Raw genomic sequence first — 26045 nt, forward strand, 5'->3', positions numbered from 1 at the left:
GTGATCCATTCCTTACAACGTAATCGCTTCAATTAAACCTTGCTCTTGGAGCTGGCCTTGCATTGACAGCGCCAACACAGCCATACGAACAGCAATACCATTGGTTACTTGTTTCAAAATAACTGATTGGTCCCCATCCGCAACACTTGAGTCAATTTCTACACCACGATTCATTGGCCCTGGATGCATGACAATACAGTCCGGTTTAGCTAAACCAAGACGCTCTTTGTTTAAACCATACATTCTGTAGAATTCAGACTGTGAAGATAATGCTGGAGAGTCAATACGTTCATTTTGAATACGTAGAGCAATAATCACATCACAATCCGCAATCCCAGCATCCATGTTATTGAACAAGCGAACGTGTTCGCCATATTCTGAAAAGCCCACTGGCAATAATGTATTCGGTGCAATCACGCGAATATCTTTACATCCAAGAGTTTGTAATGCAGCCACATCCGAACGTGCTACGCGAGAGTGTTTGATGTCTCCAATAATGGCAACACTCAACTCTTCAAAAGGTTTTTTTGTTTCACGGCGAATAGTAAGCATATCAAGCATCGCTTGCGTTGGATGAGCATGACGTCCATCTCCAGCATTAATAATCGCGACCTTTGGACATACATCTTTAGCAATGAAATGTGCAGCGCCCGAAGATGAATGGCGTACAACAAAAATATCGGCAGCCATTGCTTCAAGGTTCCAAAGCGTATCTCGTAGCGTTTCACCTTTTGAAGTACTTGAACGTGCAATATCAATATTCAATACATTGGCAGACAAGCGTTTTGCTGCTGCTTCAAAAGTAGTACGAGTACGGGTGGAGTTTTCAAAGAAAAGATTCATAACCGTCAATCCCTCTAAGAGCGGACGGTTAATTAAATTATTATTATCATCTAAAAAGCTTTGTGCGGTATCTAAAATCTTCGTGAGGTTTTCTTTTGAAAGTCCCTCAATCGTTAAAAAATGTTTTAAATTTCCGTCCTGATTGAGCTGAACCTGGCTCGGCTGATGCAACGCTGCAATATGCATAATGGATTCCTATGGGTCGAATCGCGAAAACGTGCATAGTGTAGCTGAATTCCGCTCTTTTCGCAGAAGAACTTTACAGAATAAGACCCTAAATTGACCAAAATTTAAGGTCTTATTCGAGATTACCTTAAAGCACCAATATAATGATGTGGAACTTGTGCTCGATAAATGTCTTCGGCTGTTATTTCTGGCTCTTCATCGACCTTAGCAACAGCGAGCGTTTCTTTTTGAGGAGGTTCTGGCAGTGTGTCAACTAACGATCTTAATCGCTCAACACATCGTTTTAATTCATCATCCTCTGTTTCTAACGCCACTGTAATTACATATTTTGCATAATCTTTATTTTGAATCACATACATTGCATCTATTACCCGCCCCGTGACCCGACGCATACGTACATATATTTGTGTAGCCACTGAGAAAGCATCCGCATTCGTAATAAAACCATTCCCCATCATGTCTTTCATTTATAACGTCCCCACCCATTAAAATTATAAAAATGGTTAAAAATCGACTTTGTCTGTTAAATAAATAACCATCAATTATCTTGGTCTAGCAAAATACATACCAATTACAAGGTATTACTCTTTAAAAATCAGATTATTGGTTGCTAAATGAAAGGTTGCAATAATTTAAAAACCTTTAGACATCAAAATAAGTTAAACTTTGCATCGTTAATATTTATATGTTTTGGTCAATCGAGTTTATGAATACCTCTTTACGTTTAAACCACTATTGGATTACTTGTGCTGATGGTTTAGAACCCCTCTTACAAGAAGAAATAGAACAACTTGGCACCAAAGTGACAGAACGTAAAGCAGGACGTTTAATCATTGAAGGAACGCTTGAACAAGCTTACCGCATTTGTATGTGGTCGCGTCTCGCTTCTCGTGTTTTACTTCCTATTCATACTTATGAACTTGATTTTACGCACGATGCACGTGATGTGGCAGAAGAACTCTACGAAGGTGCAATGAGCTTTGACTGGTCACTTGTTTTTGCACCACAAAGTACCTTTGCAATTCGCTTGCATGCAGAACGTGAAATCATGGTCAATTCGCAATTTGCGACACTGCGTGTAAAAGATGGTGTCGTTGATTCATTTATGGAAGCTGTAGGTCGCCGTCCTAGCATTGATACCAAACAACCAGAAATTACGATCTATGCTTTGGCAGGTAAGACTGAACATACTTACTGTCTAGATTTATCAGGTGATTCGCTCCATAAGCGTGGTTACCGCCGTTACATGACCGATGCGCCAATTAAAGAAAACCTTGCTGCGGCAATTTTACAAAAAGCTCAGCTCAAACAGCGTAATCCAGAGATTGTACTTGACCCAATGTGTGGTTCAGGCACATTCATCATTGAAGCATTAATGATTTTAACTGACCGTGCACCGGGACTTGTTCGTCGTTTTGGATTTAATGGCTGGCATGGTCATGACCGTGAACTTTGGCTTTCACTTAAAGCAGAAGCAGCAGAACGTCACGAAAAAGCACTTCAATTACCTTTACCTAAATTTTATGCCTACGATGCAGATTGGGAAGCAATTAAAGCAACCCGTGAAAATATTATTGCGGCAGGCTTTGAAAATTTATTAGGTCAGATTCAAATCGAAGAGCGTACTTTAGCGGACTGGCCAGATTTTGCTGCTGAAGGCAAAACTGCATTTATTGTGACTAACCCGCCTTATGGTGAACGTTTAGGTGAAAAAGCATCAAACCGTTCTCTATACTTAGGTTTATCAGCGCTTTTACAAAAACATTTTCCAAATCAATATGCAGCAGTTATTGCAGCTCAAATTGAACAATCTGATGTTCTAGCATTTGAAGCGCCTGAAACCTTACGCTTAATGAATGGTAAATTACCAATTTATATTCGTTTTGGTGTAATCAAACCTGAAAAAGTAACTCAACCATTTTTAGCAACTTGGCAAGCTCAACCTATTGAAATGGAAGAAGCTCAAGACTTCGCTAATCGTTTGCAAAAAAATATGACTGCCTTGAAAAAATGGGCAACGAAAGAAAATGTTTATTGCTTACGATTGTATGATGCAGACTTACCTGACTTTAATGTCGCTGTTGACTTATATGGTGACCGTTTACACGTTCAGGAATATGCACCACCAAAAACAATCGATCCAGAAAAAGCTAAAAAACGTTTTAATTTAGCGCTTGCTGCAATTCGCGCTGTTACTGGTTTAAACCGTGATGCCATCTTTATTAAGACACGTGCACGCCAAACTGGTACAACTCAATATACGAAGCAAAGTACAGCTTCAAAACGCTTTATCGTTCAAGAAGGTAAAGCTAAAATTTTAGTTAACCTCACAGATTACCTAGACACAGGTTTATTCCTTGACCACCGTCAAATGCGTTTACGTATTGCTCAAGAAGCACGTGGTAAACACTTCTTGAACTTATATAGCTATACATCTACTGCAAGCTTACATGCTGCTCTTGGCGGTGCTGCAAGTACAACAAGTGTTGATTTATCTAACACTTACTTGAACTGGTCAAAAGAAAACTTCGTTTTAAATGGCTTAACTGTAGATCATGCAGATGAACAGCACATGTTCTTTGCCAGTGACTGTTTTGAGTGGTTAAAAGAAGGGCATGAACAATACGACCTTATTTTTATTGACCCGCCGACATTCTCAAACTCGAAAAAATTCTATGGTACATTCGATGTACAACGTGACCACATCTCACTTATTAAACGCGCAATGAACCGTTTACACAGTGAAGGTACGCTCTACTTCTCGAATAACTATCGCGGTTTTGAAATGGACGAAGAGATCGAGGCTATTTTTCAGGTTGAAGAAATCACATCTGAAACCATTGGCCTTGATTTTAAACGTAATCAAAAAATCCACCGTGCATGGAAAATTCAGCACCCTGGTTTAGATCAGTATTAATGAGACTAGAGGTTATTATTACTTCACGGTAATAATAACCTCACCATGAACATTTTTTGACTCAAAATCATATTTAGTAAAACGATCTGCTCTTTCCGGTAACGCAATCATTTCTAACTTCTTCTTTTCTTTACTATCAACAACATGATTCTGTTTTTGTTCTTGATACGGAGAAAGTACGCTGGTTCTAAGTGCATCCCATCGAACTTGCTGTAAATAGTTATCTCCTAACGCCTGCTGTACTTGTTTTTGTTCTATCGCAGGTTTTTTAGCATCATCCTGAGCTTTAGCAATAATTACGGGTAAAGATGCGGTTATCGCCCCTGTTTGAGTGGCAAGCGCACTTTCTGACATAGGTTGTGCTGCCCATGTGTTTGATAATAATACAGATACACCGCTTAAAATTCCCAGTATATACCCTTGCTTATTGTTCATTTCATTCATCCTAAAATTGTTATTGTTCGTTATATCGAACAAAATTAACAATTTTTTACGTATGTCGCAATGTTATAAATAAACTTCCCGACAATTAACATTGATCATTTTAAAACCGGATTTTTTTCACAGGCATTTTATGAATATTCAAGCAGTTTTATAGATTTTTATCCCAGACTTGAATGACACCCTTAAATCACTTACTGTAATTTTATAATTTATCTGTAACTTGATTTTTTTATAAATAAACACCATTCGAGGTGAAATAATGCTTCAGCACTGCTGCCAACTATTAGAAAATCTTCAACTCAAAATTGCCTTTATTGAAAGTGCAAGTTCCGGTTATTTAACCAGTCAATTTTCTATTCATAAAAATAGCGGTGCAGACATTTTACTCGGTGGTTTAGTGAGTTATGACCCCAGCATTAAAATTAGCATTTTAAATATTAATCCCAAGTTAATAGAGACTTACACAGCTGAGTCACCACAAGTTACAGAGGAAATGTGCAAGCTGGGACAAACGTTATTTCAACAAGCCGATATTATTGTAAGTTGTACTGGGCTATTAAAATCTGGGGGAAGTGAAACCTCAGAAAAACCTGTAGGTACCTTTTTTATCTGCATTTCTTATCAAGAACGTATTTATCATTACCATTATTTTTTATCTGGCCATCCCGAACAAAAGTTAAAGACATTAACTCAGAAAGTTTCAGACACCCTAATTGCTTTACTCACATCAAAAACTCAAATAGCTTCGCCATAAAAAAGAGAATATGTTTCCATATTCTCTTTTCGGTTTTAGCAGAACAAGATTAGCTGAGTTTCATTTTATCGAAGACTAAATGACCATTTTCACCTTTCACTAAAATGGTATCACCTGCGACAAAATCACCCGACAAGATTTTTTGCGCTAATGTGTTTTCAATCTGTTGTTGAATCGCACGTTTTAATGGGCGCGCGCCATAGACAGGGTCGAAACCAGCATCAATCAATAAATCAAAAGCAGTGTCATCTACAGTTAAACTCATATCACGATCAACCAAACGTGAACGTAATCGATCCAACTGAATATCAGCAATGCCTCGAATCTGTGCTTTTTTGAGTGAATGGAAAATCACAAGCTCATCAATCCGGTTAATAAATTCCGGACGGAAATGCTGACTTACCGCATTCATTACAATGGTACGCACTTCATCGTCTGTTGCACCCTCACCTAGCTCACGTACATCTTGTGAACCCAAGTTCGAGGTCATCACAATTACAGTGTTTTTAAAATCTACTACTCGACCTTGTGAGTCTGTTAAGCGACCGTCATCCAACACTTGTAGCAAGATATTGAATACATCTGGATGCGCTTTTTCAACCTCATCAAACAACACCACACTATATGGTTTACGGCGAACAGCTTCAGTTAAAACACCACCTTCTTCATAACCCACATATCCTGGAGGTGCACCAACCAAACGGCTAACCGAATGTTTCTCCATGAATTCACTCATGTCGATACGAATCATGGCATCATCACTGTCAAACAAGAAGTTAGCCAATGCTTTAGTCAACTCTGTTTTACCAACACCTGTTGGACCTAAGAACAAGAATGATCCGCTAGGACGATTCGGGTCAGACAAGCCTGCACGTGAACGACGAACAGCATTCGATACCGCAACGACTGCTTCATCTTGACCTACAACACGGTCATGTAAAAACTCTTCCATATTAAGGAGTTTTTCACGCTCGCCTTGCATCATTTTCGCAACTGGAATACCTGTTGCAGCACTCACAACTTCGGCAATTTCGTTTTCAGTCACTTTAGTACGAATGAGTTTTGGCTCTTCGTTTTCTTCAGCAACTTCATCTTGCTCTAGTTGTTTTTGCAATTCTGGAATAACGCCATACTGTAAACGCGCTGCTTCAGCCAAATCTCCTTCACGCTGAGCCTTTTCAAAAGCAATACGTGCTTTATCAAGTTCAACCTGAGCCTGTTTAGTACCCTCGACAAGAGTCTTCTCAGATTTCCAGATTTCTTCAAGATCGTTGTATTCTTTCTCGACTTCAGCAATCTGTTTTTCAAGATGATTAACTTCAGCTTTACTGCCGACATCTTCATCTTTTTTCACAGCTTCCAATTGCATTTTCAACTGGATTAAACGACGATCAAGCTTATCAAGTGCTTCAGGTTTAGAGTCAATTTCCATCTTAATACGAGAAGCGGCTTCATCAATCAAGTCAATTGCTTTGTCTGGTAATTGACGATCTGTAATATAGCGATGAGACATTTTTGCTGCTGCAATAATCGCTGAGTCTAAAATTTGCACACCATGGTGAGTAGCATATTTCTCTTTTAGACCACGTAAAATTGCAATGGTATCTTCAACACTTGGTTCATCAACCAACACTTTTTGGAAACGACGCTCTAAAGCTGCATCTTTTTCAATATATTGGCGGTATTCATCTAAAGTTGTTGCACCCACACAGCGCAATTCACCACGAGCCAATGCAGGTTTTAACATATTACCTGCATCCATAGCGCCATCGCCTTTACCTGCGCCTACAAGCGTATGTAGTTCGTCAATAAATAGGATGATTTCGCCTTCGTGTTTTGCCAAATCTTTTAAAACAGCTTTTAAGCGTTCTTCAAACTCACCGCGATATTTAGCACCAGCCAGTAATGAACCTAAATCCAATGATAAAACACGTTTGCTTTTTAAGCCTTCTGGTACTTCACCATTGACAATACGCTGTGCCAAACCTTCAACAATAGCGGTTTTACCAACACCCGGTTCACCAATGAGTACAGGGTTGTTTTTTGTACGACGTGATAAAACCTGAATCGTACGGCGGATTTCATCATCACGCCCAATCACCGGGTCAAGTTTTCCAGATAAGGCACGCTCAGTTAAATCAATCGTATATTTATTAAGTGAGTCACGTTGATCTTCGTGATTATTACTCATGACTTTGTCACTACCTCGAATATGTTCAATTACTTTACGTAGACTGTCGGGAGTTACACCTACGGCACTTAAAATATTTTTAGTTTCGCCTGTTTCTGCTAAACCTAATAGCACCCAGTCAGTTGACAAAAATTCATCACCTGCTTTTTGCGCATATCGATCTGCCAGATTAAGCGCCTTAACAGCTTCAGGATTTAAATTGACATCCCCAGTCGGATTCGCAATGGTCGGAGCATCTTTTATAGCTTGCTCAAGCTTTTGTTTAAGTTCAGGTAACCGTGCACCTGCTTGTTGCAACAAACTAATATTTGATGGCTCTTCTAAAAGGGTACTCAAAATATGAATACCCGCGATCGCGGTATGGTCTTTACCCATCGCTAAAGATTGAGCATGTGAAAGGGCTTGCTGCAAGCGGTTTGTAAATTTTTCAAAACGCATTCTTGTTATTCCTCACAACAAATTTGTACTTGTCTAATAGATGGGAACATTTCTTCGGATTTCAAATAAATTTTTATATATTTTTCATAATGTTATTAAAATAACAATGAGTAAAACTCCATTATAATATGGGTTTATGAATGATCTATTTCAAGTATATTTTGTATAATTTTTAAGAGAAAACAAAAAGGCCAAGTTTTTATCTGAATTTCTGCAAAAAATGGCAATTTTAAAACTACCATTTTTTTAATAGTTATCACTGTTAAATTTTAAAATAATTAAAGGTAGCCCTTCATTTGAAAGACTACCTTACAAAACAGATAATCAGTTATGCCATTGGTGGAACGGACATTTAGCTTGCTCTGTTTTTTCTTCTGGAAGATCTGGCGTAGAGATTGGACGACGCTGATGTTGATCTTGAATAATAGGGAACACAGATGTAAAGAAGTTTGACCAACCACCAGTACGTACTCTTAACAGATTATATTGCTCAGGTGATGTTACAGCTTGAGCAAATGTTTCTGGGTCAGCAACCGTTATTGTTAAAATATTGGATGATCCACCTTGGCTAAATTGCTTTAAGATGGCTACAAGTTCTTTAACGCCAAAGTCTTCACCAATATTAAAATCTGTAGGTGCGCCATCAGCCATTAAATCTGTTCCGACACCAGCAAAACCTTGTAAAGCACGACTGAATTCAACTGTTTGATGATCAATTGCTAAATCTGCTGGACTTGGTGACGGACTTAAATCAGATGCGACAGTTGTACCTAAACGGCGACCGTCAGCACTTGCCCCATTCCAAGCCCCCATCTCTACATGATTTTCAAAAGTTCCTACGCCAGGTTGAATTTGAATACCAAAAGGATGCTCTTCTGAACCATAACGCTCAGCCAAACTTTTAAGACTTTGTGCAAATTGGGGCCATGGATTGGTAAATGTTTTAACTGATATTTCAGCAATCATTTGAACAATTTTATCACCTAGTTTATCGACTTCAGAATTCCCCCGCCCATAACGTGGTTGTGCCAAAGCAATCTCACGTAAACGCTTATAACGATCAGCTTGTGCAGCAATACGAGCATGACCAGCTAAATTACTAATAAATGGCTCGGTCATTTTATATCCCCAGTCACAACACAAGCACTCTAACAACTCAGGCAATGTGGTTACTGCGGTTAATGGATCAAATACCATTGCCTTAATGGCATATAGTGAATTGATCGTATTACTTAAAGAGATATAGCACGGTCCATAAATATTATATTTAGCCCCACCACTATAAAAATCTTGCCCTTTAGCCAAACAATCATCCATCAATACATTTAAAATTGGAGATGGGCAAATATCTGTATTGGCACCATAACCTAGAATTTGGCCATTAAAAGCTTTGCGGTTAAGTAATTCAAAATGTTGCTCATAGAGCTTTAAGAGTTCTTCAAAACTTTCAATCTGATCAGCAGGTTTCGTATTTAATGAAACAGTTTGTCCAAACAAATAGCTTTGTCCTGCACTTGAAATTGTTCTGCCCTGATTTAATGCACATTCCAAAGGCTGTAATGTCGAGAAGCCACCTAAAGAGAACCAGTTTTCGCCCGGAAATTGTGGTTCATAACAACCATCACAAGCGTAATTCTGCGCTGAACGAATATCGACTTTAGAGTTCCAAGTTGACAAATTAGTGAGTGTATCTCCCCCTACACCATTTCCACTCTGGTGAAGACTAGGAATAAGCTTTTCATCATTTAATAAAATCGGGTGAGCGCCACCAGATAAAATTGCATGTGCAGCTTCTTCTAAAATATCTTCAGGAATATCTTTACGAGTTCTTAAAGACAAACACGGAGCATTTAATGGTAAACGACCTGATGCACGAATGAATAATCGTGTCACATCATTGTAAGCAGGCTCAGTTTTAGAAAAGTCTGCTTCACCGTCAACTTTTGTACCGCCGACTGTAATCTGCTGAATCCATTGCCCCAAAGATGCTCCTTGAGGATAAGGGCCTGAGCTACCACCCATCGCAAGATTACCGAAAGGTTGATGGTCTTCCATAAACATTCGGTTTTGTTGTACTTTTTCATCTAGCTTAATATAAAACGCATCAATAATTTCCTGAGCTTCTTCAAGCGGGATCGCATCTTGTTCAAAGAAAGGTTGCAACAGTTGATCCATTCGTCCAAATGCGGTTGGTTCACCATTCAAATGCAGACAGCTATGTAATGTAAAAATGAATTGAACTGCTTCAAGAAATGTCTCTGGTTTATCTTTCGACAACTTTTCCATGCGTCGACCAATCGCAGTTAAGTTATCTTTTTCGAATTGCTGTCCTTCTTGCATCCGGTCTGCAATTTTAAATGCAAGTTTTGAGTAGTTTAAGAAATATTCAGAAATACCAATCAATGCCAATGCAGAAGCTTCATAGAAATCTTTCTTTTCTTGAGTCTGTGCATTATTTGCATGTTTAGCAATTTCTTGTTGTAAACCAGCCAAACCTAAATCTAATGCTTTTTTATAATTTGGGATAACATGCCCCACACCCGATGCTTCACTTAAGTTACGCAGGAAACCCTGAAGGCGCTCTTCTTCAGATAAATATTTCATGACATAGCGACCTTCACCCAAGGTCAAGTTTGGCATGGCTCCTACAATAATTTCATCAGGCATGATGCGATAAGTGTCCGATCCATAAATGACCTTACCTTGACATTCAAGTCTGCTCGAATATGGAACCATTTCACCCGTTTCTTTTAATAATATTTTCCGTCCACGGAAACCATAATTTTCTGATGAGAATAATTGCAGACTTAATCGAATAGCCCAGCCTTTTCGTAGCATAATTGATAAACCCATAATATTTTCAGGCTTATCAAGGATATCGAACTGGTTAATGTAATAATCTATCCCGTGCTCAATCTCTTCTTGTTTACGGTTGAAATACCAGTTGTCTTGCCATAAAGAAAATGTATTCTCAAGTAGACTTAAAATACGGTTTGATGGTGGTTTAAAAAATTCACTATGAGGGTTTAGCCCAGTCGCCATATTAAAAAGGTAATTACTATGGTTGTAATACATCAAACCATTATCAGAACTGTTCGTATAATGGCGATCAAATCGGGTCCAATCCATCCCTGGGAAAAAGTTCCAGTTATCATTATCCAGCCGACTAAAATCATTTAAATATTCTGGAGCATCATCTAATGCCAAATCTTTTAAACTTGGAACATAAAATATACCGCCTAAGTCTGAGTGAAGATTATTGAATAATCTGTCATTCATGAAACCTTTTATTGCTCCAACCTGACTTGCCATTACTTCTTCTAAAATGGCAGCAGTTTTTGCAAAGCCAGCAAAATAAATTCCGGCTTCATCTGCTTTAGTGACCGATTTTGGCACTCTAAAACTTGAATTTGACTCAGCACGGCCGAACGGTAAGCCCAGACGCATCAGGTGTTGTATTTCCATTTTCATCTTGCACACGAGACGCTTTAATGTGCGAACGGCTATCACGATCGGGAATAATTGTGTCGTCAGTTTTACGTCCAATCAAATCTTCAATTTGATCTTCTGACATCATATTGATTTGATCCCAGTTAATTAGAAACCGTTGAGATAGAACGTATGAGCCACCAAAGTGCTCAATATCTTCAGTACCAATTAAAGTATGCTTTGCCAGTGAAATAGGATCAGATGGATTATTTAAATTTTCAGAGAAACGACATCCTAAAACCTTACCATTACGACCGTTTTTAGATTGTGAAGCAGTCACCTGACTCACTATTTCTTTAATATCTAACGCTAAAAATTTCTCAATATATTCTTGTAATACTGTACATGCATTAGCATCATCACTTTTTACATGCAACCAAATATCACCTTCCGAGTTTTTAAAACTCCCATTAGAATCAGCAAAAACTTTAGAGATATTTGGATGATGGCGCTTTGGATAATGTAATTGCATTCCTTTTGGTCGTGATAAACCATCTTTTTCACAAATCAGATCCCAGTTATCAAAAGATACACCGACAGCCAAAGTCGTATTTTTACTAGAAAGTGCAGGATTTTTATTAATCTCTTGACGCACAGCGATCATTAATTGACGAATTTTTTCACGTGTAATTTCTGTATTAAGCCAAACCGTACTAAAAGTTGCATGGGGGGCTGGATAAACCAACCCTCGTTGCATATATTTCCATATTTCAGTAAAACGATCTTCATAAAAGATATCTAACATTATATTAAGTCCTTTAAAATATTTATATAATAATTAAAATTTTGATTATAAATTCAACCAACAAATCATTATTAACAATAAAAATTAAAATAACAAGATCTTTAAAAACCAAAGAAAATAGTAGGAATTAAAATCTAAAAAAACCATAAAAAAATAAAATTTAGAAAAATTAAAATAATAAAATAAATAAACCCAACAAAATAAAGAGCAATATACAATTTCAACAATCAACTGTTAAAATAAAATAACAAACAAACCTTTACTTTAAAAAAATTAAAATAACTTTTAATTAAAACTTATTGATATAATCTTCATTATTCTTTGCATAAGAACTAAGGTTACCATGTTTATAAAAAAGCTCATCTCCTCGTTACTTTTTACATCCATACCTTTTTATTGCTTTGCTGAGCTCCCACAAGACTCAAGAAGACCCGGTGGCATCGCAGTTGTCCCATTAACCGCTGATATTACTCAGGTCACTTTTCAACAAAAGCCAGTTTTAATTAGTCAGGAAGGTCAGCAGCGTTATGCTGTTGTGGGTATTCCCTTATCTACCCCACTTGGCAATGTACAACTCGACACGAATAAAACCCCTATTCAAATAGAAATTAAGCCCTATCCCTATGCGGAGCAACGGATTAAAGTCACTAACCAAGATTATGTGAACCCGAACCAAAGCCAGTTAGACCGTTATGCTCAAGAAGCTAAAGAACAAAATGATGTGTATAGCTCATTTACGAAGAGTTCATGGCAAACCTTACCAGCATTTATACGCCCGACTTCAGGGAAGTTTTCTAACTCTTTTGGACGAAAGCGTTTTTTTAATGGTGAAGAGCGTGCTCCCCACTCAGGTTTAGATATCCCTGCGCCAATAGGACAAAAAGTTGTTGCACCCGCAGATGGTGTCGTTATCCAAACTGGATCTTATTTTTTTAATGGTCAAACCGTATTGGTTGATCATGGCCAAGGCCTAGTCAGCATGTTCTGCCATTTAAGCGCAATTAAAGTAGAGAAAGGCCAACATATCCGCCAAGGAGAAACACTTGGTTTAGTGGGCAAAACTGGACGTGTGACAGGCCCTCACCTGCATTGGGGCATGAGCCTTAATAATGCTCGGGTAGATCCTCAGCTTTTTCTAAATACAGCTCGTTAATTTAAAGCTTTACGAAAATACTTTGGTGCTTCGATATAGCCTTCTCTTAGGTAAAATTGATGTGCCAAAGGTCTTTGCACTCCAGAATGAAGTTCCATTCGATCACAACCACGGCGCTTGGCTTGTTGCTCAGCTTCTTGTACTAGTAACCGCCCTACACCTTTACTACGCATATTCTCATCAACGCACAGATAGCATATTTTGGCAAAGTCACCCTCTAAGGCAATTTGAGGAATAAAATAAAGAGATAAAAAACCACAAATCTTGCCCTTTTCTTCAGCAACCAAAATTTGTGAGTTAGCGTCATTATGCAATATTTCAAATTTTTCTTGGATAAGAGTGAGTGTCTGTGGGTAGCCCATCTGTTTAAGTAAATCGCATATTGCTTGAGTATCTTCCCATTTGGCAGTACGAATATTCATTTCATCCCTCCTCTTATTTTTTTAGTTATTTTTGACAATAAAAAAGCCAACCCTAATGTCAGCTTCTTTTAATTTTTAGCTATCAAAAAATTGTCTTATTCCGCTTCAATAATTTCAAAGTCATGGGTAATTTCTACACCACCATCGGAAAGCATTTTACTCGCTGAACAATATTTTTCAGCAGACAATTCAACCGCTTTTGCAACCTGTTTTTCTTTAACAGCTTTACCCGTTACCACAAAGTGTAAGTGGATTTTAGTAAAAATAGCCGGAATTGTGTCAGCACGCTCAGCTTTTAAATTACATACAACATTCGTCACATCTTGACGAGATTTCTTTAAAATGGTCACAATATCAAACGAAGCACACCCACCAAGTCCCATTAATAGCAATTCCATAGGACGTGGACCACGGTTTTCACCACCATACTCAGGTGAGCCATCCATAATGACACTATGCCCACTATCTGATTTCGCTTCAAAAGCAACATTCTCTAGCCAATGTACACTTGTTTGCATTGCAACTACCTAAAAAAAATTATAAATTTAAGCAGGGTCTGTTGACATTTCATCTATGGATTGCGTTAGAGCTAAAAATTAATCCAAATAAGACGCAAAACCCAGACAATGGCAATCCTTTGTCCAGTTTTGTTATATAGTTTGTGAAATTTCAGCCATAATCTGAGTTGCCATTTAAGCAGCGCAGGCACAGCGCAAGACCATGTTATTTTGTACGTTCCGTTGTTAAGATCTATTTATTTAGAATGGCTAAATTTCATAGCTCTTGCTTGGTAACGTCTAAAAGAATTGTCTTATGTCGCAACCATCTGTGAAATGTCAACAGACCCTTGTTTTGTACACTAACATAAAATGAGTTGATAAGGAATTTCATCTCTTCTGTGTAATAGCTCATCTCGGGCTTGTGTGAATTGTTTACCCTATTCGGAACATATTAAGCATGACTTCAAATTTTTCACAACTCAGCACAGATGCTTTATCTCCGGGGCAACTACCTGAATCCGTTAAAGCATTATTAAAACGTGCTCACATCAACAGATATCCAAAACGAACCACAATTGTTGATGCCGGAACAGAGTCGAAATCTTTATATTTAATTTTAAAAGGCTCAGTTTCAATTATTTTACGTGAAGATGACGAACGTGAAATTGTTGTTGCGTATTTGAATCCGGGCGACTTTTTTGGGGAAATGGGGCTTTTCGAACCGAACCCTCAACGTACAGCTGAAGTCCGTACTCGTGATGTCTGTGAAATTGCAGAAATTTCTTATGACAACTTCCACGAACTTAGCAAACAATATCCGGACTTAAGTTATGCTGTTTTTGCACAACTTGTTCGCCGTCTAAAAAATACAACTCGTAAAATGACAGATCTTGCGTTTATTGATGTGTCTGGACGTATTGCACGTTGTTTAATTGACTTATCTTCACAGCCAGAAGCAATGATTTTGCCAAACGGTCGTCAAATTCGTATTACTCGTCAAGAAATTGGCCGTATTGTGGGATGTTCACGTGAGATGGTTGGCCGTGTACTCAAGACCTTAGAAGATCAAGGCATGATCCAGACAGATGGTAAAGCTATTCTTATTTTTGATGTTTCATTAGAAGAAGCACCTGTTTCTGATGAAGATTATGATGATGAAGAATAATATTTATTAAATTTTTAATAAAAAGCAAACTTCGGTTTGCTTTTTTTATATGCAACAATGAGTTAATACACAAAACTTACAAACTATTCTAATTTTATGATTTAAGTTGAATACATATTCTCCGTTAGGCTAACTCAAAATTTCCAAGGATTCCGCTGTATGCAATTTAACCCACTTAGTCGCACAGGCCTCAAACTTCCAGAAATTTGTTTAGGCACCATGACATTCGGTGAGCAAAACTCCCAACAAGAAGCATTTGAACAACTCAATTATGCTCTAGCACACGGTTTATATTTTTGGGATACGGCAGAGATGTATTCGGTTCCGCCAAAACCTGAAACCTATGGTGCAACTGAAACGATTATTGGCAATTGGTTTGCCCAAAATGGTCAACGTGACAAAGTCTTTCTTGCCTCTAAAATTGCAGGGCCAGGCTTTGGAGGAACACACATCAGAGAAGGCCATACGCGCTTCAACAGCGATCATATTGCTAAAGCCCTAGATGGCTCCCTGAAACGTCTCCAAACCGACTATATCGACCTCTATCAACTGCATTGGCCTGAACGTAATACCAACTTTTTCGGTACGCTAGCTTATGGCAACCAACAAGCACAAAATGATTACGATACCACTCCTCTAGAAGAAACATTACTTGCTCTACAAGAAGAGATTAACCGAGGACGCATTCGCTATATTGGCTTATCGAATGAAACGCCGTGGGGCACTATGAAATTTTTACATTTGGCTGAAAAGCTAGGTGTCAGTAAGTTTGTAAGTGTTCAAAACCCATATAGCCTTCTCAACCGTACGTATGAAATAGGTATGTCTGAAATTGCTAAATATGAGGATGTTGGCTTACTCGCCTACTCTCCTCTCGCGTTTGGCTACCTCTCTGGCAAGTTTAGAAATGGCGCTCGTCCCGCTAATGCTCGTGTCACATTATTTCCACGTTTTAGCCGCTATAGTAACCCTCAAAGTGAGTGGGCAACTGAACAATATGCACAGCTAGCTGAGAAACATGGGTTAAGCTTAACTCAAATGGCATTAGCATTTATCAAACAACAATTCTTTGTAACCAGCACAATTATTGGTGCCACTAATCTAGAGCAACTTAAAGAAAATATTCAGGCATTTGAAATTGAACTGCCTGCTGAAGTCTTACAAGGCATTGAAGCCATTCATGTTCAACAGCCCAACCCAGCTCCTTAAATAAAAAAAACGGATGCTTAAGCATCCGTTTTCTTTTATAAAAAATTTATATCTTATTTACGGCTATTATAAATAGCCATTGCTGCAGGCAAGTTTTGACGCATATCGCTAATACGCTGAGAGTTAGAAGGGTGAGTAGACAAGAATGATGAACCACCGCCACCTTCAAGTTTATTCATCTTTTCCCAAAGTGTAATCGCTGCATTTGGATTATAACCTGCACGTGCCATTAGCATTAAGCCACCTTGGTCAGCACGACTTTCCAAGCTACGCGAATATGGTAAGCCTACACCGACTTGTGAACCTAACTGAGCCGCAGCCGACCCTAGTTGCCCCACATTACCACCATTAATCTGACTTAAGCCAATATTTAATGCTAAATCAGTTAAAGCTTGAGCACCAATTTTACTTTTTGCATGCTCTTCTAAAGCATGTGTCATTTCATGCCCCATAACAGCTGCAATTTCAGCATCTGTCAGGTTCAATTTATTTACAATGCCTGTATAGAACACCACTTTACCACCTGGTGCTACATAAGCATTAATGGTGTCTGATTTCAGTACTGCCAACTGCCAACTAAAAGGCTGACCAGTTTGGTTCATCTGGTTTGCATACGGTTTTAAACGGTTAAAAACAGCATTAATACGGTTATAGGTACTTGAACTTGTGTCCAGCGTTCCTTTGCCACGCGCTTCCTGCACCATCTTACTAAAACCTTGAGCAGACTGAGCATTTAAGGTTGCAGTATCTGCACCCGCCATGTCCGCTACTGTTGCACAGCCAGAAATGGTCATCACACTTGCCGCACACAAGCTTAAAAAGAGTTTTTTATTCATAACATGGATCACCTAAATCGAGAAAAAGCTGTTTATTCTTTTGCACTTATTATAAGAAATACCACTCACACTTTGAATGTCTCATTTCTTCATGATCATAGTATTTATGTAACGATCAAGCCGATAAAGTCATCAAATAAATCCAGAAAATTAAACATATTACATTTAAGCCAAGATAAACATAACTTAAAAACTTAACTTTCTCTTCAAGATTAGGGCTTTCTCTTTTCCAGAGTAAATAACTATTTTGTATGAGCACCACAGGAATTAACACACATGCGAACAATACTGACAAACTCATAAACGCGGTCATGAAGAAATCTTCATGATACTCTTGACCATAAATAACTAACATCGCCAGTGTCGGTGAACCACCAATAGCGAATAAAAAAGAATAAAAAATTGTTTTCGAAATAGTTGGTTGTAGCTTCATCCTGAGCCCATCATTCCTTATCTATCTAACGTTTTAATCTGAATCGAATAAAACGAAAACTGCACTTTAGTCGGGTATAAAAAAGCCCCCTTTCAGGAGGCCTTTTTTAATCTTTGCTAATTAAGCAGAGAATGGATGACGTAAAACAATTGTTTCTGCACGGTCTGGACCAGTTGAAACGATATCAATCGGACATTCGATTAATTGTTCAATACGCTTCACATAAGCTAAAGCATTTGCTGGTAATTGATCGATACTGGTTAAACCAACAGTCGATTCGCTCCAACCTGGCATAGTTTCATAAATTGGTTTCAAGCATTCAAAAGAAACCGCATCAGAAGAACCTACACAGCCTGAATCTGTATTTTCATAGCCCACACAGATTTTTACTTCTTCTAAACCATCTAGAACGTCTAGTTTAGTTAAGCAAATACCAGAAAGTGAGTTTACATCTACAGAACGGCGAAGGATTTCAGCATCAAACCAACCACAACGACGTTGACGACCAGTAGAAGCACCAAATTCATGACCAACTGTACCAAGGTGTTTACCCACTGGGTCACCAGCATCAGCAGCTGCATCGTAAACCAATTCAGTTGGGAATGGGCCAGCACCTACACGTGTTGTATAAGCTTTAGTAATACCTAATACATAATCAAGATGTAAAGGTCCCATACCTGAACCAGAGCTTACGCCACCAGCAGTTGTATTTGAGCTAGTCACATACGGATAAGTACCGTGGTCGATGTCTAAAAGTGAGCCTTGAGCGCCTTCAAACATTACAGGCTTACCTTCTTTGCGGTAGTCATGTAACACTTTAGTCACGTCAATCACTAATGGAGCAAGAACTTCACGCCATTGGTTGCAAAGAGCCAATACATCCTCAAATTTAACAGCTTCTACACCGTAGAACTGAGTCAATTGGAAGTTATGTAACTCAAGCATTTCAGACAGTTTTTCTTCTAATGCTGCACCACCACGAACAAGGTCAGCAACACGCACTGCACGGCGAGCTACTTTATCTTCGTAAGCAGGACCAATACCACGACCTGTAGTACCGATTTTAGCATTACCACGTTTCTTTTCACGTGCCTGATCAAGTGCAATGTGGTTAGGCAAAATGAGTGGACAGTTTGGAGAAATACGTAGGCGTTCTTTAACAGGAACTCCTTCCGCTTCCAAAATTCCCATTTCTTCAATTAACGCGGCTGGTGAAAGTACTACACCATTACCAATTAAGCACAATACGTTTTCACGTAAAATGCCTGATGGAATGAGGTGCAATACAGTCTTTTTACCACCTACGACAAGAGTATGACCTGCGTTATGTCCGCCTTGATAACGTACTACCGCAGCCGCCTGATCTGTGAGCAGGTCGACGATTTTACCTTTACCTTCGTCGCCCCATTGGGTACCAAGTACCACAACATTTTTGCCCATAATAGCCTCATTACATCATGCTGTTAAAATTGGAAACCATCAGTAAAAACTTACCGTTGGCGTTTAAATCTTTTCAATATTCCATTGACCATTTTGCGCCACGAGTTGATGGGTCGCGTATGGAATAGAACTTAAATCATCATTACCTAACAATTGAACGACACGTAAACCTTGAGCGCGTGCATTCGAAATTGCTGAGAGTAAATCTTGTTCTGACCCTTTTGGAGCAACAACAGTTTCTATTTCGGCGAACTGATTTGCACCTAAGGCATATAAATCACAACTGAAGCCTGTAGCAGGACGTGCACGACCAAAGTGCTCACCAATACCATCGTAACGGCCACCCTGCGCTAACGGCGCAGCACGGTTCGGCGCATATACTGCATACATTAAGCCAGTGTGATAGTGATAACTACGTAGCTCTACAACATCAATACCAATATTGAGATTTGGCCAACGACCTTTTATTTGCTCAAGCGTCGTCTTTAGTGCATCTAATGCTGACTTAAATTCAGCATCTTGCAAAATATTGGCACTTAAATTGGTCTGCAATGCTTCTAAATCACTAGAATAACGACCAAGCGCATAGAAATCAGAACCCATGTTAAGGCTTTGAGTAAACTCTGCTAACTCTGGCAATGCTTTTCTTTGATAAAGATCAGACAGTTCATGTTCTTCATTTTTTGACAGGCCAGCATACTTCACTAGACTGCGGAACAAGCCTACATGACCTAAATCTAAATGCGCGCCTTGTAAGGTATAGATGTTCTCAATCAGTCCTAACATGACATCGACCATTTCGACATCAGCTTCGATACTATCGTGGCCATATAACTCTGCACCTAATTGCAACGGTGCACGTGTGGCATTGAAATTTTGTGGTTTAGTATGTAATACAGTCCCTGAATAACAGTAACGTGCAACACCTTCAACTGGTCTTACATGTGCATCAATACGTGCAACTTGTGGCGTCATATCAGCACGAACACCGAGTAAACGGCCTGAGAGCTGATCAATAACCTTAAAAGTTACTAAATCTAAGTCTTGATTTGATTCTGATAATGAAGACAACGATTCGATGTATTCGATAAATGGTGTATATACCAATTGATAACCTCGCACCGCGAGGAAATCTAAAGCTTCACGGCGAAGTTTTTCAATGACTTGTGCCTGTTCCGGCAATACATCTGCTACCCCGTCAGGCAGCAACCATGTCTCTGAAATGGTCATATTTCAAGCCTAAAATCTGATCAACGTGGAACGACCCCACATAAAAAAATCGGGAACACACCCGATTTCTCTTAGTGTAGCATGATACTTTCTGCCATGCACCTGACAATTTGCATAAATCTTTCTTAATAAACTCTAGAGTCAAAAAGAAGATTTAAACAATTAATAATAATATTCAATATCTTACTCTGCTTTATTTATATCATAGTCAAAAGTTCTTCGAGCAAAGAAAGGGCCAATATCTGAACTATCGCCCTGTTTGCAATTAACCGACCTTGACTGTTGAATAGCTTTCTTAAGTTATTTTAAATTTAAAAAGAATCGCACAAATCTAATAATCGATTTGCATAGCCCCATTCATTATCGTACCAAGCAAATACTTTAGCTTGATGCCCAACGACCATAGTCTGAGTTAAATCAACGATAAGTGAATAAGGTGAATGGTTAAAATCGCTTGAAACTAAAGGCTCATCAGTCACTGCCATAATTTCTGCATAGTCTGTTTGAGATGCTTTAATTAGCAATTCATTAATATGATGCACAGTAATTGGAGATTGCGCGATAAAAGTTAAATCAATTGCAGCTACATTAATAGTAGGTACCCGAATTGAATAACCATCTATACGGTCTTCCATTTTAGGCATAACACGTTTTAATGCACCGAGTGCACTAGACGTGGTCGGAATAATATTTTGCCCTGAAGCTCTAGCGCGGCGCAAATCACGATGTGCGTGATCGAGTACAGATTGGTCTGCCGTTACTGCATGAATTTCGGTCATAAGCGCAGTTTCAATACCAAAAGCATCATCAATGATTTTTACCAATGGAACCAAAGCCTGCGTAGTACATGAAACGCTTGATATGATCTGATCAGTCACTTTGACTTCATGATGGTTCACACCATAAACAATGGCTGCATCGACATGATCAAAAGGCGCTGCCCCAATAATCACCCGCTTCGCCCCTGCTTGTAGATGACGCGTTGCATCAGCGTGAGAACGGAACAGTCCTGTACACTCAAGTACCACATCAATATCTAAACTAGACCATGGTAAAAGTTCAGGTTGTTTCTGCTTTAAAACCTCAACTTTTAGCGCTCGTTGATTTGACTGAATATTCAAAAAAACTTTTTCATTTTCAATGAATATTTCCACATTTCCATTGAAGCGACCATGTGTTGAGTCATATTTAAATAAATGCACTAATGTTTGCACATCTGCTATATCGTTAATCGCCACGATTTCAAATTGAAATTGTTTTGAGCTCTCAAACCAGGCACGTAACACATTACGTCCAATTCGGCCAAACCCATTAATGGCGATACGTTGCATGACCTATCCTTATCTACAAAACTACAGGCTAAAGAAGGCATATAGTAAAGCACGTCACGCCCAATTGAATATAGATTTTTAGCCAAATCACAGTTTTGTAAGATATTCCTTTTAAAATCGTTGGTTCGGTGGGGTTTTTCCGCTACAATTTAGCGTTTTTAAAAAATAAGCCCCGTATCACATGCTAAGGTTTGACATAAAACAAACAAGCATTGATACATTTAGCCAAATTCGAAAATATGGAGTGACTTGGTTGTGAGTACTCGTTTAATGACATCTGCTGAAATTCGTGAAGCATTTTTGCGCTACTTTGAGACGCAAGGGCATACACGTGTCGCGTCGAGTTCTCTTGTTCCTGCCAACGACCCAACTTTATTATTTACAAATGCTGGGATGAACCAGTTTAAAGACTGCTTCTTAGGTCTTGAAAAACGTGACTATGTACGTGCAACTACATCACAAAAATGTGTACGTGCTGGTGGTAAACACAATGACTTAGACAACGTTGGTTACACTGCTCGTCACCATACATTCTTTGAAATGTTAGGTAATTTCTCATTTGGTGATTATTTCAAACGTGATGCACTTAAATTCGCTTGGGAATTTTTGACTAGCGATGAATGGTTAGCTCTCCCTAAAGACCGTTTATATGCGACCGTTTATCACACTGATGATGAAGCTTATGACATCTGGAATAAAGAAATTGGTTTAGCGCCTGAACGTATTATCCGTATTGGTGATAATAAAGGCGAAAAATACGCATCTGATAACTTTTGGGCAATGGGTGACACAGGTCCATGTGGTCCATGTTCTGAAATTTTCTTTGACCATGGCGATCACATTTGGGGTGGTTTACCAGGCACACCTGAAGAAGATGGCGACCGTTTCATTGAAATCTGGAATAACGTTTTCATGCAGTTTAACCGTACTGCTGATGGCGTGCTTCACCCACTCCCTGCTCCATCTGTTGATACAGGTATGGGCTTAGAGCGTATCTCTGCTGTATTGCAACATGTTAATTCAAACTACGACATTGACCTATTCCAACACTTATTAAAAGCTGCTGCAAACATTATTGGTATTGAAGACGAAGGTCAGCCTTCTTTACGTGTTGTTGCAGACCATGCGCGTTCATGCTGTTTCTTAATTGCTGATGGTGTTAACCCAAGCAATGAAGGTCGCGGTTATGTACTACGCCGTATTATCCGCCGCGCTGTGCGTCACGGTAATAAGCTTGGTGCAACTGGTACATTCTTCTACAAAATGTTGCAACCTTTAATCGAAGTTATGGGTGAGGCTTATCCTGAACTCGCAGCTCGTAAAGATGTGATTGAAGCAACCTTAGTTCGTGAAGAAGAACAGTTTGCTAAAACACTTGAGCAAGGTTTAAAACTACTTGAAGGTGAACTTGCTCAGTTAAAAGACAAGACTATTCCTGGTGCGACAGTCTTCAAACTTTACGACACTTACGGCTTCCCAACAGACTTAACTGCTGATATTGCACGTGAACGTGACTTTATTATTGACGAAGCTGGTTTTGAAGTAGAAATGGCTGCTCAGCGTCAACGTGCTCGTGATGCTGGTAAATTCGCTATTGACTATAACAGCATTGTACAAGTTGAAGGCGAAACTCAGTTTGACGGTTACATCAACACCACTGGTCAAGGCCAAATTGTAGCGATCTACAAAGATGGCGTACAAGTTGATGAAGTTTCTGAAGGCGACGAAGCACTTATCGTTTTAAACCAGACTCCTTTCTATGCAGAAAGTGGTGGTCAGATTGGTGACACAGGTATCTTCAAAAACGAAACTGGTATTTTTGAAGTTCAAGATACTAAGAAATCAGGCGGTGCCTTTGTTCATCAAGGTATTGTGACTGTTGGTAACCTTAAAGCTGATCAAAACGTTGAAGCAATTGTTAAAGCAGATATTCGTGAAGCTACTGCGCGCAACCACTCGGCAACTCACCTATTACATGCTGCTCTACGTCAAATCTTAGGTTCACACGTACAACAAAAAGGTTCTTTAGTTGCAAGTGATATCTTACGTTTTGACTTTGCTAACGATCAACCTGTAACTTTTGAACAGTTACAACAGGTTGAGCGTTTAGTTAATGCAGAAATTATTGCAAATACAGCTGTAACCACTGAACTCCTTGACATTGAAGCGGCAAAAGCAAAAGGCGCAATGATGTTATTTGGTGAAAAATACGGTAACGAAGTTCGTGTTCTCGCTATGGGTTCAGTGATTGATGAGAAAAACTTCTCAATTGAACTTTGTGGTGGTATTCACGTTAAGCGTACAGGTAATATTGGTTTATTTAAAATCACTTCTGAAGGCGGTGTAGCTGCTGGTGTACGTCGTATTGAAGCAGTGACTGGTACTAAAGCTTTAGAAGTAGTACAAAAAACTGATGCTGATATCCAGCACATTAATGGCTTACTAAAAGCACAGAAAGACCAAACTGTTGAGCGTGTACAGGCTAATGTAGAACTTGTTTCTGCATTACAAAAGCAGATTGAACAGCTCAATCAGAAATTGGCAAACTTCCAAGCGTCAGAATTGATTGATCAGGTACAAACGATTTCTGGTCGTCAAACGCTTATTACCACTGTTCAAGGTGTAGACGCGAAATCACTTCGCAACTTACATGACAGTGTTAAATCAAAATTAGAGAATGCAGTTATTGTGTTAGCTGGTGTAGAGGGTGACAAAGTTAGCCTACTTGCTTCAGTTGCATCACAATACACTGCAAATCTAAAAGCAGGTGACATCATCAAACATCTAGCAACCGAGTTAGGTGGTAAAGGTGGTGGTAAACCTGACTTAGCACAAGGTGGCGCGCCACTTAACGAGAAGTTTGGACAAGTTATTACTGCATTACCTGCATGGCTTGAACAAAAATAAGACTTCACTTTTTGTGTAACTGACCCTGAAAAGCCTCTCAGGGTCATGGCTTATATGGAAAAACTATGGCATTAATCGTTCAAAAATATGGCGGTACTTCTATGGGTACCCCCGAGCGCATTTTAAATGTTGCTCGTCGTGTTAAGCGTTGGCATGATCACGGTCACAAGGTTGTTGTGGTCGTATCTGCAATGAGTGGTGAAACAAACCGCTTACTTGCTCTCGCTAAAGCCATTACCGAAACACCTGACCCACGCGAGTTAGACCAAATGGTTTCAACCGGTGAACAGGTGACGATTTCCATGTTAGCTATGGCACTTAATTCGATTGGTGTGGAAGCTAAATCCTATACCGGACGTCAAGTCGGTATTAAAACTGACAGTGCATTTACCAAGGCGCGTATTGAGTCTATTGATACAGATGTCATGACCAATGACCTAGATGCAGGCCGTGTTATTGTTGTTGCAGGTTTCCAAGGCTTTGACGCTAACGGAAATATCACAACGCTAGGTCGCGGTGGTTCAGATACTTCTGGTGTTGCTCTTGCTGCTGCTCTAAAAGCAGATGAATGCCAAATTTACACTGATGTAGATGGCGTTTACACCACTGACCCGCGTGTTGCTCCTAAAGCTAAAAAAATCGACCGTATTTCTTTTGAAGAAATGCTAGAAATGGCTTCATTAGGTTCAAAAGTTTTACAAATTCGCTCAGTAGAATTTGCCGGGAAATATCAAGTTCCTTTACGTGTATTATCAAGTTTTGATAATGATAACGACGGCGCGTTTGACGAAGAATTTAAAGAAAATGTAGGTACACTCATTACGACTGAGGCGGAAGATACTATGGAACAGCCAATTATTGCAGGTATTGCTTTTAACCGTGACGAAGCAAAATTAACGATTTTAGGTGTACCTGATGAACCAGGTATTGCTTCTAAAATTTTATCACCAGTAAGTGATGCCAATATTGAAGTCGACATGATAGTGCAAAATGTTGAAGAAGATGGCACAACAGATTTCACTTTCACTGTAAACCGTGTTGATTTAGCGAAAGCTGAAAAAATCTTAAATGAAACTGCCAAAAATATTGGCGCACGTGAAGTTTCAACACGTGATGACATCGTTAAAGTGTCTATTGTAGGTGTAGGTATGCGTTCACATGCAGGCGTAGCGAGCAAAATGTTCACTGCCCTAGCTGACGAAGGCATCAACATTCTTATGATTTCAACTTCTGAAATTAAAGTTTCTGTCATTATTGACGAGAAATATCTTGAACTTGCTGTTCGTTGTCTACATACCGCTTTTGGTTTAGATCGTGAACATGGTGAAAGCAGCGCCCGCGCTTAATTTTACCAAACGGTCAATAATTCATTAAAAAATGTTTACTTGTCCGACAATAATCAAAGAAAACAC

Annotated in this window: 20 protein-coding genes and 1 pseudogene; 7 read left to right on the forward strand and 14 right to left on the reverse strand. The window is 39.0% G+C overall.

The features are described 5' to 3' along the window. Positions 1–12 precede the first annotated feature (12 nt). Entirely contained in the window at positions 13–1029 is a 1017-nt protein-coding gene (locus MJX77_RS18585; RefSeq protein ID WP_003652674.1) for an aspartate carbamoyltransferase catalytic subunit, read from the reverse strand. A gap of 122 nt (positions 1030–1151) precedes the next feature. Further along, positions 1152–1496, reverse strand: coding sequence for a hypothetical protein (locus MJX77_RS18590; RefSeq protein ID WP_151768661.1), 345 nt, complete (start codon positions 1494–1496; stop codon positions 1152–1154). Between the two features lie 239 nt (positions 1497–1735). On the opposite strand from MJX77_RS18590, the gene rlmKL reads away from it, so the two are divergent. Continuing rightward, on the forward strand, positions 1736–3946 hold the full coding sequence (rlmKL, locus tag MJX77_RS18595) for a bifunctional 23S rRNA (guanine(2069)-N(7))-methyltransferase RlmK/23S rRNA (guanine(2445)-N(2))-methyltransferase RlmL (RefSeq protein WP_034596304.1): 2211 nt from the start codon (positions 1736–1738) through the stop codon (positions 3944–3946). A gap of 18 nt (positions 3947–3964) precedes the next feature. Here rlmKL and MJX77_RS18600 read toward each other — a convergent pair whose 3' ends face one another. Further along, entirely contained in the window at positions 3965–4381 is a 417-nt protein-coding gene (locus MJX77_RS18600) for a hypothetical protein (protein ID WP_151768662.1), read from the reverse strand. 268 nt (positions 4382–4649) lie between these two features. On the opposite strand from MJX77_RS18600, the gene MJX77_RS18605 reads away from it, so the two are divergent. Beyond that, positions 4650–5144 (forward strand): CinA family protein, encoded by a 495-nt coding sequence (locus tag MJX77_RS18605; protein ID WP_252060127.1) that lies wholly within the window; start codon positions 4650–4652, stop codon positions 5142–5144. 49 nt (positions 5145–5193) lie between these two features. Here the strand turns inward: MJX77_RS18605 and clpB are convergent, their stop codons facing one another. From clpB to MJX77_RS18620, 3 genes are all read right to left on the reverse strand, one after another. Then, entirely contained in the window at positions 5194–7773 is a 2580-nt protein-coding gene (clpB, locus tag MJX77_RS18610) for an ATP-dependent chaperone ClpB (protein WP_252060128.1), read from the reverse strand. Positions 7774–8097: 324 nt separating this feature from the next. Next, positions 8098–11238 carry a pyruvate formate lyase family protein gene (locus MJX77_RS18615; RefSeq protein WP_252060130.1) on the reverse strand — a complete coding sequence of 1047 codons (3141 nt, stop codon included), beginning with the start codon at positions 11236–11238 and terminating at the stop codon, positions 8098–8100. Continuing rightward, positions 11189–12007: a Dyp-type peroxidase gene (locus MJX77_RS18620; protein ID WP_252060132.1), complete on the reverse strand. Its 819-nt coding sequence runs from the start codon at positions 12005–12007 to the stop codon at positions 11189–11191. Before MJX77_RS18620 ends, MJX77_RS18615 begins: the two co-directional genes overlap by 50 nt. A 343-nt stretch (positions 12008–12350) precedes the next feature. On the opposite strand from MJX77_RS18620, the gene MJX77_RS18625 reads away from it, so the two are divergent. Then, positions 12351–13160, forward strand: coding sequence for a M23 family metallopeptidase (locus MJX77_RS18625; protein WP_252060134.1), 810 nt, complete (start codon positions 12351–12353; stop codon positions 13158–13160). On the opposite strand, the gene MJX77_RS18630 is transcribed toward MJX77_RS18625, so the two are convergent. The 3 genes and pseudogenes from MJX77_RS18630 to MJX77_RS18640 all read right to left on the reverse strand — a co-directional run. After that, positions 13157–13582: a GNAT family N-acetyltransferase gene (locus MJX77_RS18630; protein WP_252060135.1), complete on the reverse strand. Its 426-nt coding sequence runs from the start codon at positions 13580–13582 to the stop codon at positions 13157–13159. The two genes, MJX77_RS18625 and MJX77_RS18630, sit on opposite strands and share 4 nt — an antisense overlap. A gap of 95 nt (positions 13583–13677) precedes the next feature. Next, positions 13678–14100 (reverse strand): OsmC family protein, encoded by a 423-nt coding sequence (locus tag MJX77_RS18635; protein WP_252060137.1) that lies wholly within the window; start codon positions 14098–14100, stop codon positions 13678–13680. Between the two features lie 135 nt (positions 14101–14235). Next, positions 14236–14298, reverse strand: a pseudogene (locus MJX77_RS18640) (hypothetical protein); the annotation flags it as partial. 241 nt (positions 14299–14539) lie between these two features. Between MJX77_RS18640 and crp the strand changes: the two are divergent. Then, positions 14540–15247, forward strand: coding sequence for a cAMP-activated global transcriptional regulator CRP (gene crp / locus MJX77_RS18645; RefSeq protein WP_004793675.1), 708 nt, complete (start codon positions 14540–14542; stop codon positions 15245–15247). A gap of 159 nt (positions 15248–15406) precedes the next feature. After that, on the forward strand, positions 15407–16456 hold the full coding sequence (locus MJX77_RS18650; RefSeq protein ID WP_252060139.1) for an NADP(H)-dependent aldo-keto reductase: 1050 nt from the start codon (positions 15407–15409) through the stop codon (positions 16454–16456). 53 nt (positions 16457–16509) lie between these two features. Here MJX77_RS18650 and MJX77_RS18655 read toward each other — a convergent pair whose 3' ends face one another. From MJX77_RS18655 to gap, 5 genes are all read right to left on the reverse strand, one after another. Beyond that, a complete protein-coding gene (locus tag MJX77_RS18655) occupies positions 16510–17292 on the reverse strand; it encodes a M48 family metallopeptidase (protein WP_005299044.1) in 783 nt (260 codons plus the stop codon). A gap of 115 nt (positions 17293–17407) precedes the next feature. Further along, positions 17408–17725 (reverse strand): hypothetical protein, encoded by a 318-nt coding sequence (locus tag MJX77_RS18660; RefSeq protein ID WP_005299047.1) that lies wholly within the window; start codon positions 17723–17725, stop codon positions 17408–17410. 120 nt (positions 17726–17845) lie between these two features. Further along, the gene (locus MJX77_RS18665; protein ID WP_151767711.1) at positions 17846–19165 is read right to left on the reverse strand and encodes an adenylosuccinate synthase; all 1320 of its coding nucleotides are present in this window, start codon (positions 19163–19165) and stop codon (positions 17846–17848) included. Between the two features lie 63 nt (positions 19166–19228). Continuing rightward, positions 19229–20395: an ATP phosphoribosyltransferase regulatory subunit gene (locus tag MJX77_RS18670; RefSeq protein WP_003652693.1), complete on the reverse strand. Its 1167-nt coding sequence runs from the start codon at positions 20393–20395 to the stop codon at positions 19229–19231. Between the two features lie 311 nt (positions 20396–20706). Then, positions 20707–21726, reverse strand: coding sequence for a type I glyceraldehyde-3-phosphate dehydrogenase (gap, locus tag MJX77_RS18675; RefSeq protein ID WP_252060141.1), 1020 nt, complete (start codon positions 21724–21726; stop codon positions 20707–20709). A 270-nt stretch (positions 21727–21996) separates the two neighbouring features. Between gap and alaS the strand changes: the two genes are divergently transcribed. Together alaS and MJX77_RS18685 are read left to right on the forward strand one after the other, a co-directional pair. After that, positions 21997–24633, forward strand: a complete 2637-nt coding sequence (gene alaS / locus MJX77_RS18680; RefSeq protein WP_252061359.1) for an alanine--tRNA ligase — start codon at positions 21997–21999, stop codon at positions 24631–24633. Positions 24634–24698: 65 nt separating this feature from the next. Further along, a complete protein-coding gene (locus tag MJX77_RS18685) occupies positions 24699–25979 on the forward strand; it encodes an aspartate kinase (RefSeq protein ID WP_004793772.1) in 1281 nt (426 codons plus the stop codon). The last annotated feature ends 66 nt before the right edge of the window (positions 25980–26045 follow it).

This window comes from Acinetobacter sp. AHP123 (assembly GCF_023757925.1).
Classification (GTDB): Bacteria; Pseudomonadota; Gammaproteobacteria; order Pseudomonadales; family Moraxellaceae; genus Acinetobacter; species Acinetobacter oleivorans.

What these genes read in the sequence shown, in the direction of transcription:
- MJX77_RS18585 (WP_003652674.1), bottom strand. Translation starts at nt 1,029, where the DNA reads ATGCATATTGCAGCGTTGCATCAGCCGAGCCAGGTTCAGCTCAATCAG.
- MJX77_RS18590 (WP_151768661.1), bottom strand. Translation starts at nt 1,496, where the DNA reads ATGAAAGACATGATGGGGAATGGTTTTATTACGAATGCGGATGCTTTC.
- rlmKL (WP_034596304.1), top strand. Translation starts at nt 1,736, where the DNA reads ATGAATACCTCTTTACGTTTAAACCACTATTGGATTACTTGTGCTGAT.
- MJX77_RS18600 (WP_151768662.1), bottom strand. Translation starts at nt 4,381, where the DNA reads ATGAACAATAAGCAAGGGTATATACTGGGAATTTTAAGCGGTGTATCT.
- MJX77_RS18605 (WP_252060127.1), top strand. Translation starts at nt 4,650, where the DNA reads ATGCTTCAGCACTGCTGCCAACTATTAGAAAATCTTCAACTCAAAATT.
- clpB (WP_252060128.1), bottom strand. Translation starts at nt 7,773, where the DNA reads ATGCGTTTTGAAAAATTTACAAACCGCTTGCAGCAAGCCCTTTCACAT.
- MJX77_RS18615 (WP_252060130.1), bottom strand. Translation starts at nt 11,238, where the DNA reads ATGGAAATACAACACCTGATGCGTCTGGGCTTACCGTTCGGCCGTGCT.
- MJX77_RS18620 (WP_252060132.1), bottom strand. Translation starts at nt 12,007, where the DNA reads ATGTTAGATATCTTTTATGAAGATCGTTTTACTGAAATATGGAAATAT.
- MJX77_RS18625 (WP_252060134.1), top strand. Translation starts at nt 12,351, where the DNA reads ATGTTTATAAAAAAGCTCATCTCCTCGTTACTTTTTACATCCATACCT.
- MJX77_RS18630 (WP_252060135.1), bottom strand. Translation starts at nt 13,582, where the DNA reads ATGAATATTCGTACTGCCAAATGGGAAGATACTCAAGCAATATGCGAT.
- MJX77_RS18635 (WP_252060137.1), bottom strand. Translation starts at nt 14,100, where the DNA reads ATGCAAACAAGTGTACATTGGCTAGAGAATGTTGCTTTTGAAGCGAAA.
- crp (WP_004793675.1), top strand. Translation starts at nt 14,540, where the DNA reads ATGACTTCAAATTTTTCACAACTCAGCACAGATGCTTTATCTCCGGGG.
- MJX77_RS18650 (WP_252060139.1), top strand. Translation starts at nt 15,407, where the DNA reads ATGCAATTTAACCCACTTAGTCGCACAGGCCTCAAACTTCCAGAAATT.
- MJX77_RS18655 (WP_005299044.1), bottom strand. Translation starts at nt 17,292, where the DNA reads ATGAATAAAAAACTCTTTTTAAGCTTGTGTGCGGCAAGTGTGATGACC.
- MJX77_RS18660 (WP_005299047.1), bottom strand. Translation starts at nt 17,725, where the DNA reads ATGAAGCTACAACCAACTATTTCGAAAACAATTTTTTATTCTTTTTTA.
- MJX77_RS18665 (WP_151767711.1), bottom strand. Translation starts at nt 19,165, where the DNA reads ATGGGCAAAAATGTTGTGGTACTTGGTACCCAATGGGGCGACGAAGGT.
- MJX77_RS18670 (WP_003652693.1), bottom strand. Translation starts at nt 20,395, where the DNA reads ATGACCATTTCAGAGACATGGTTGCTGCCTGACGGGGTAGCAGATGTA.
- gap (WP_252060141.1), bottom strand. Translation starts at nt 21,726, where the DNA reads ATGCAACGTATCGCCATTAATGGGTTTGGCCGAATTGGACGTAATGTG.
- alaS (WP_252061359.1), top strand. Translation starts at nt 21,997, where the DNA reads ATGACATCTGCTGAAATTCGTGAAGCATTTTTGCGCTACTTTGAGACG.
- MJX77_RS18685 (WP_004793772.1), top strand. Translation starts at nt 24,699, where the DNA reads ATGGCATTAATCGTTCAAAAATATGGCGGTACTTCTATGGGTACCCCC.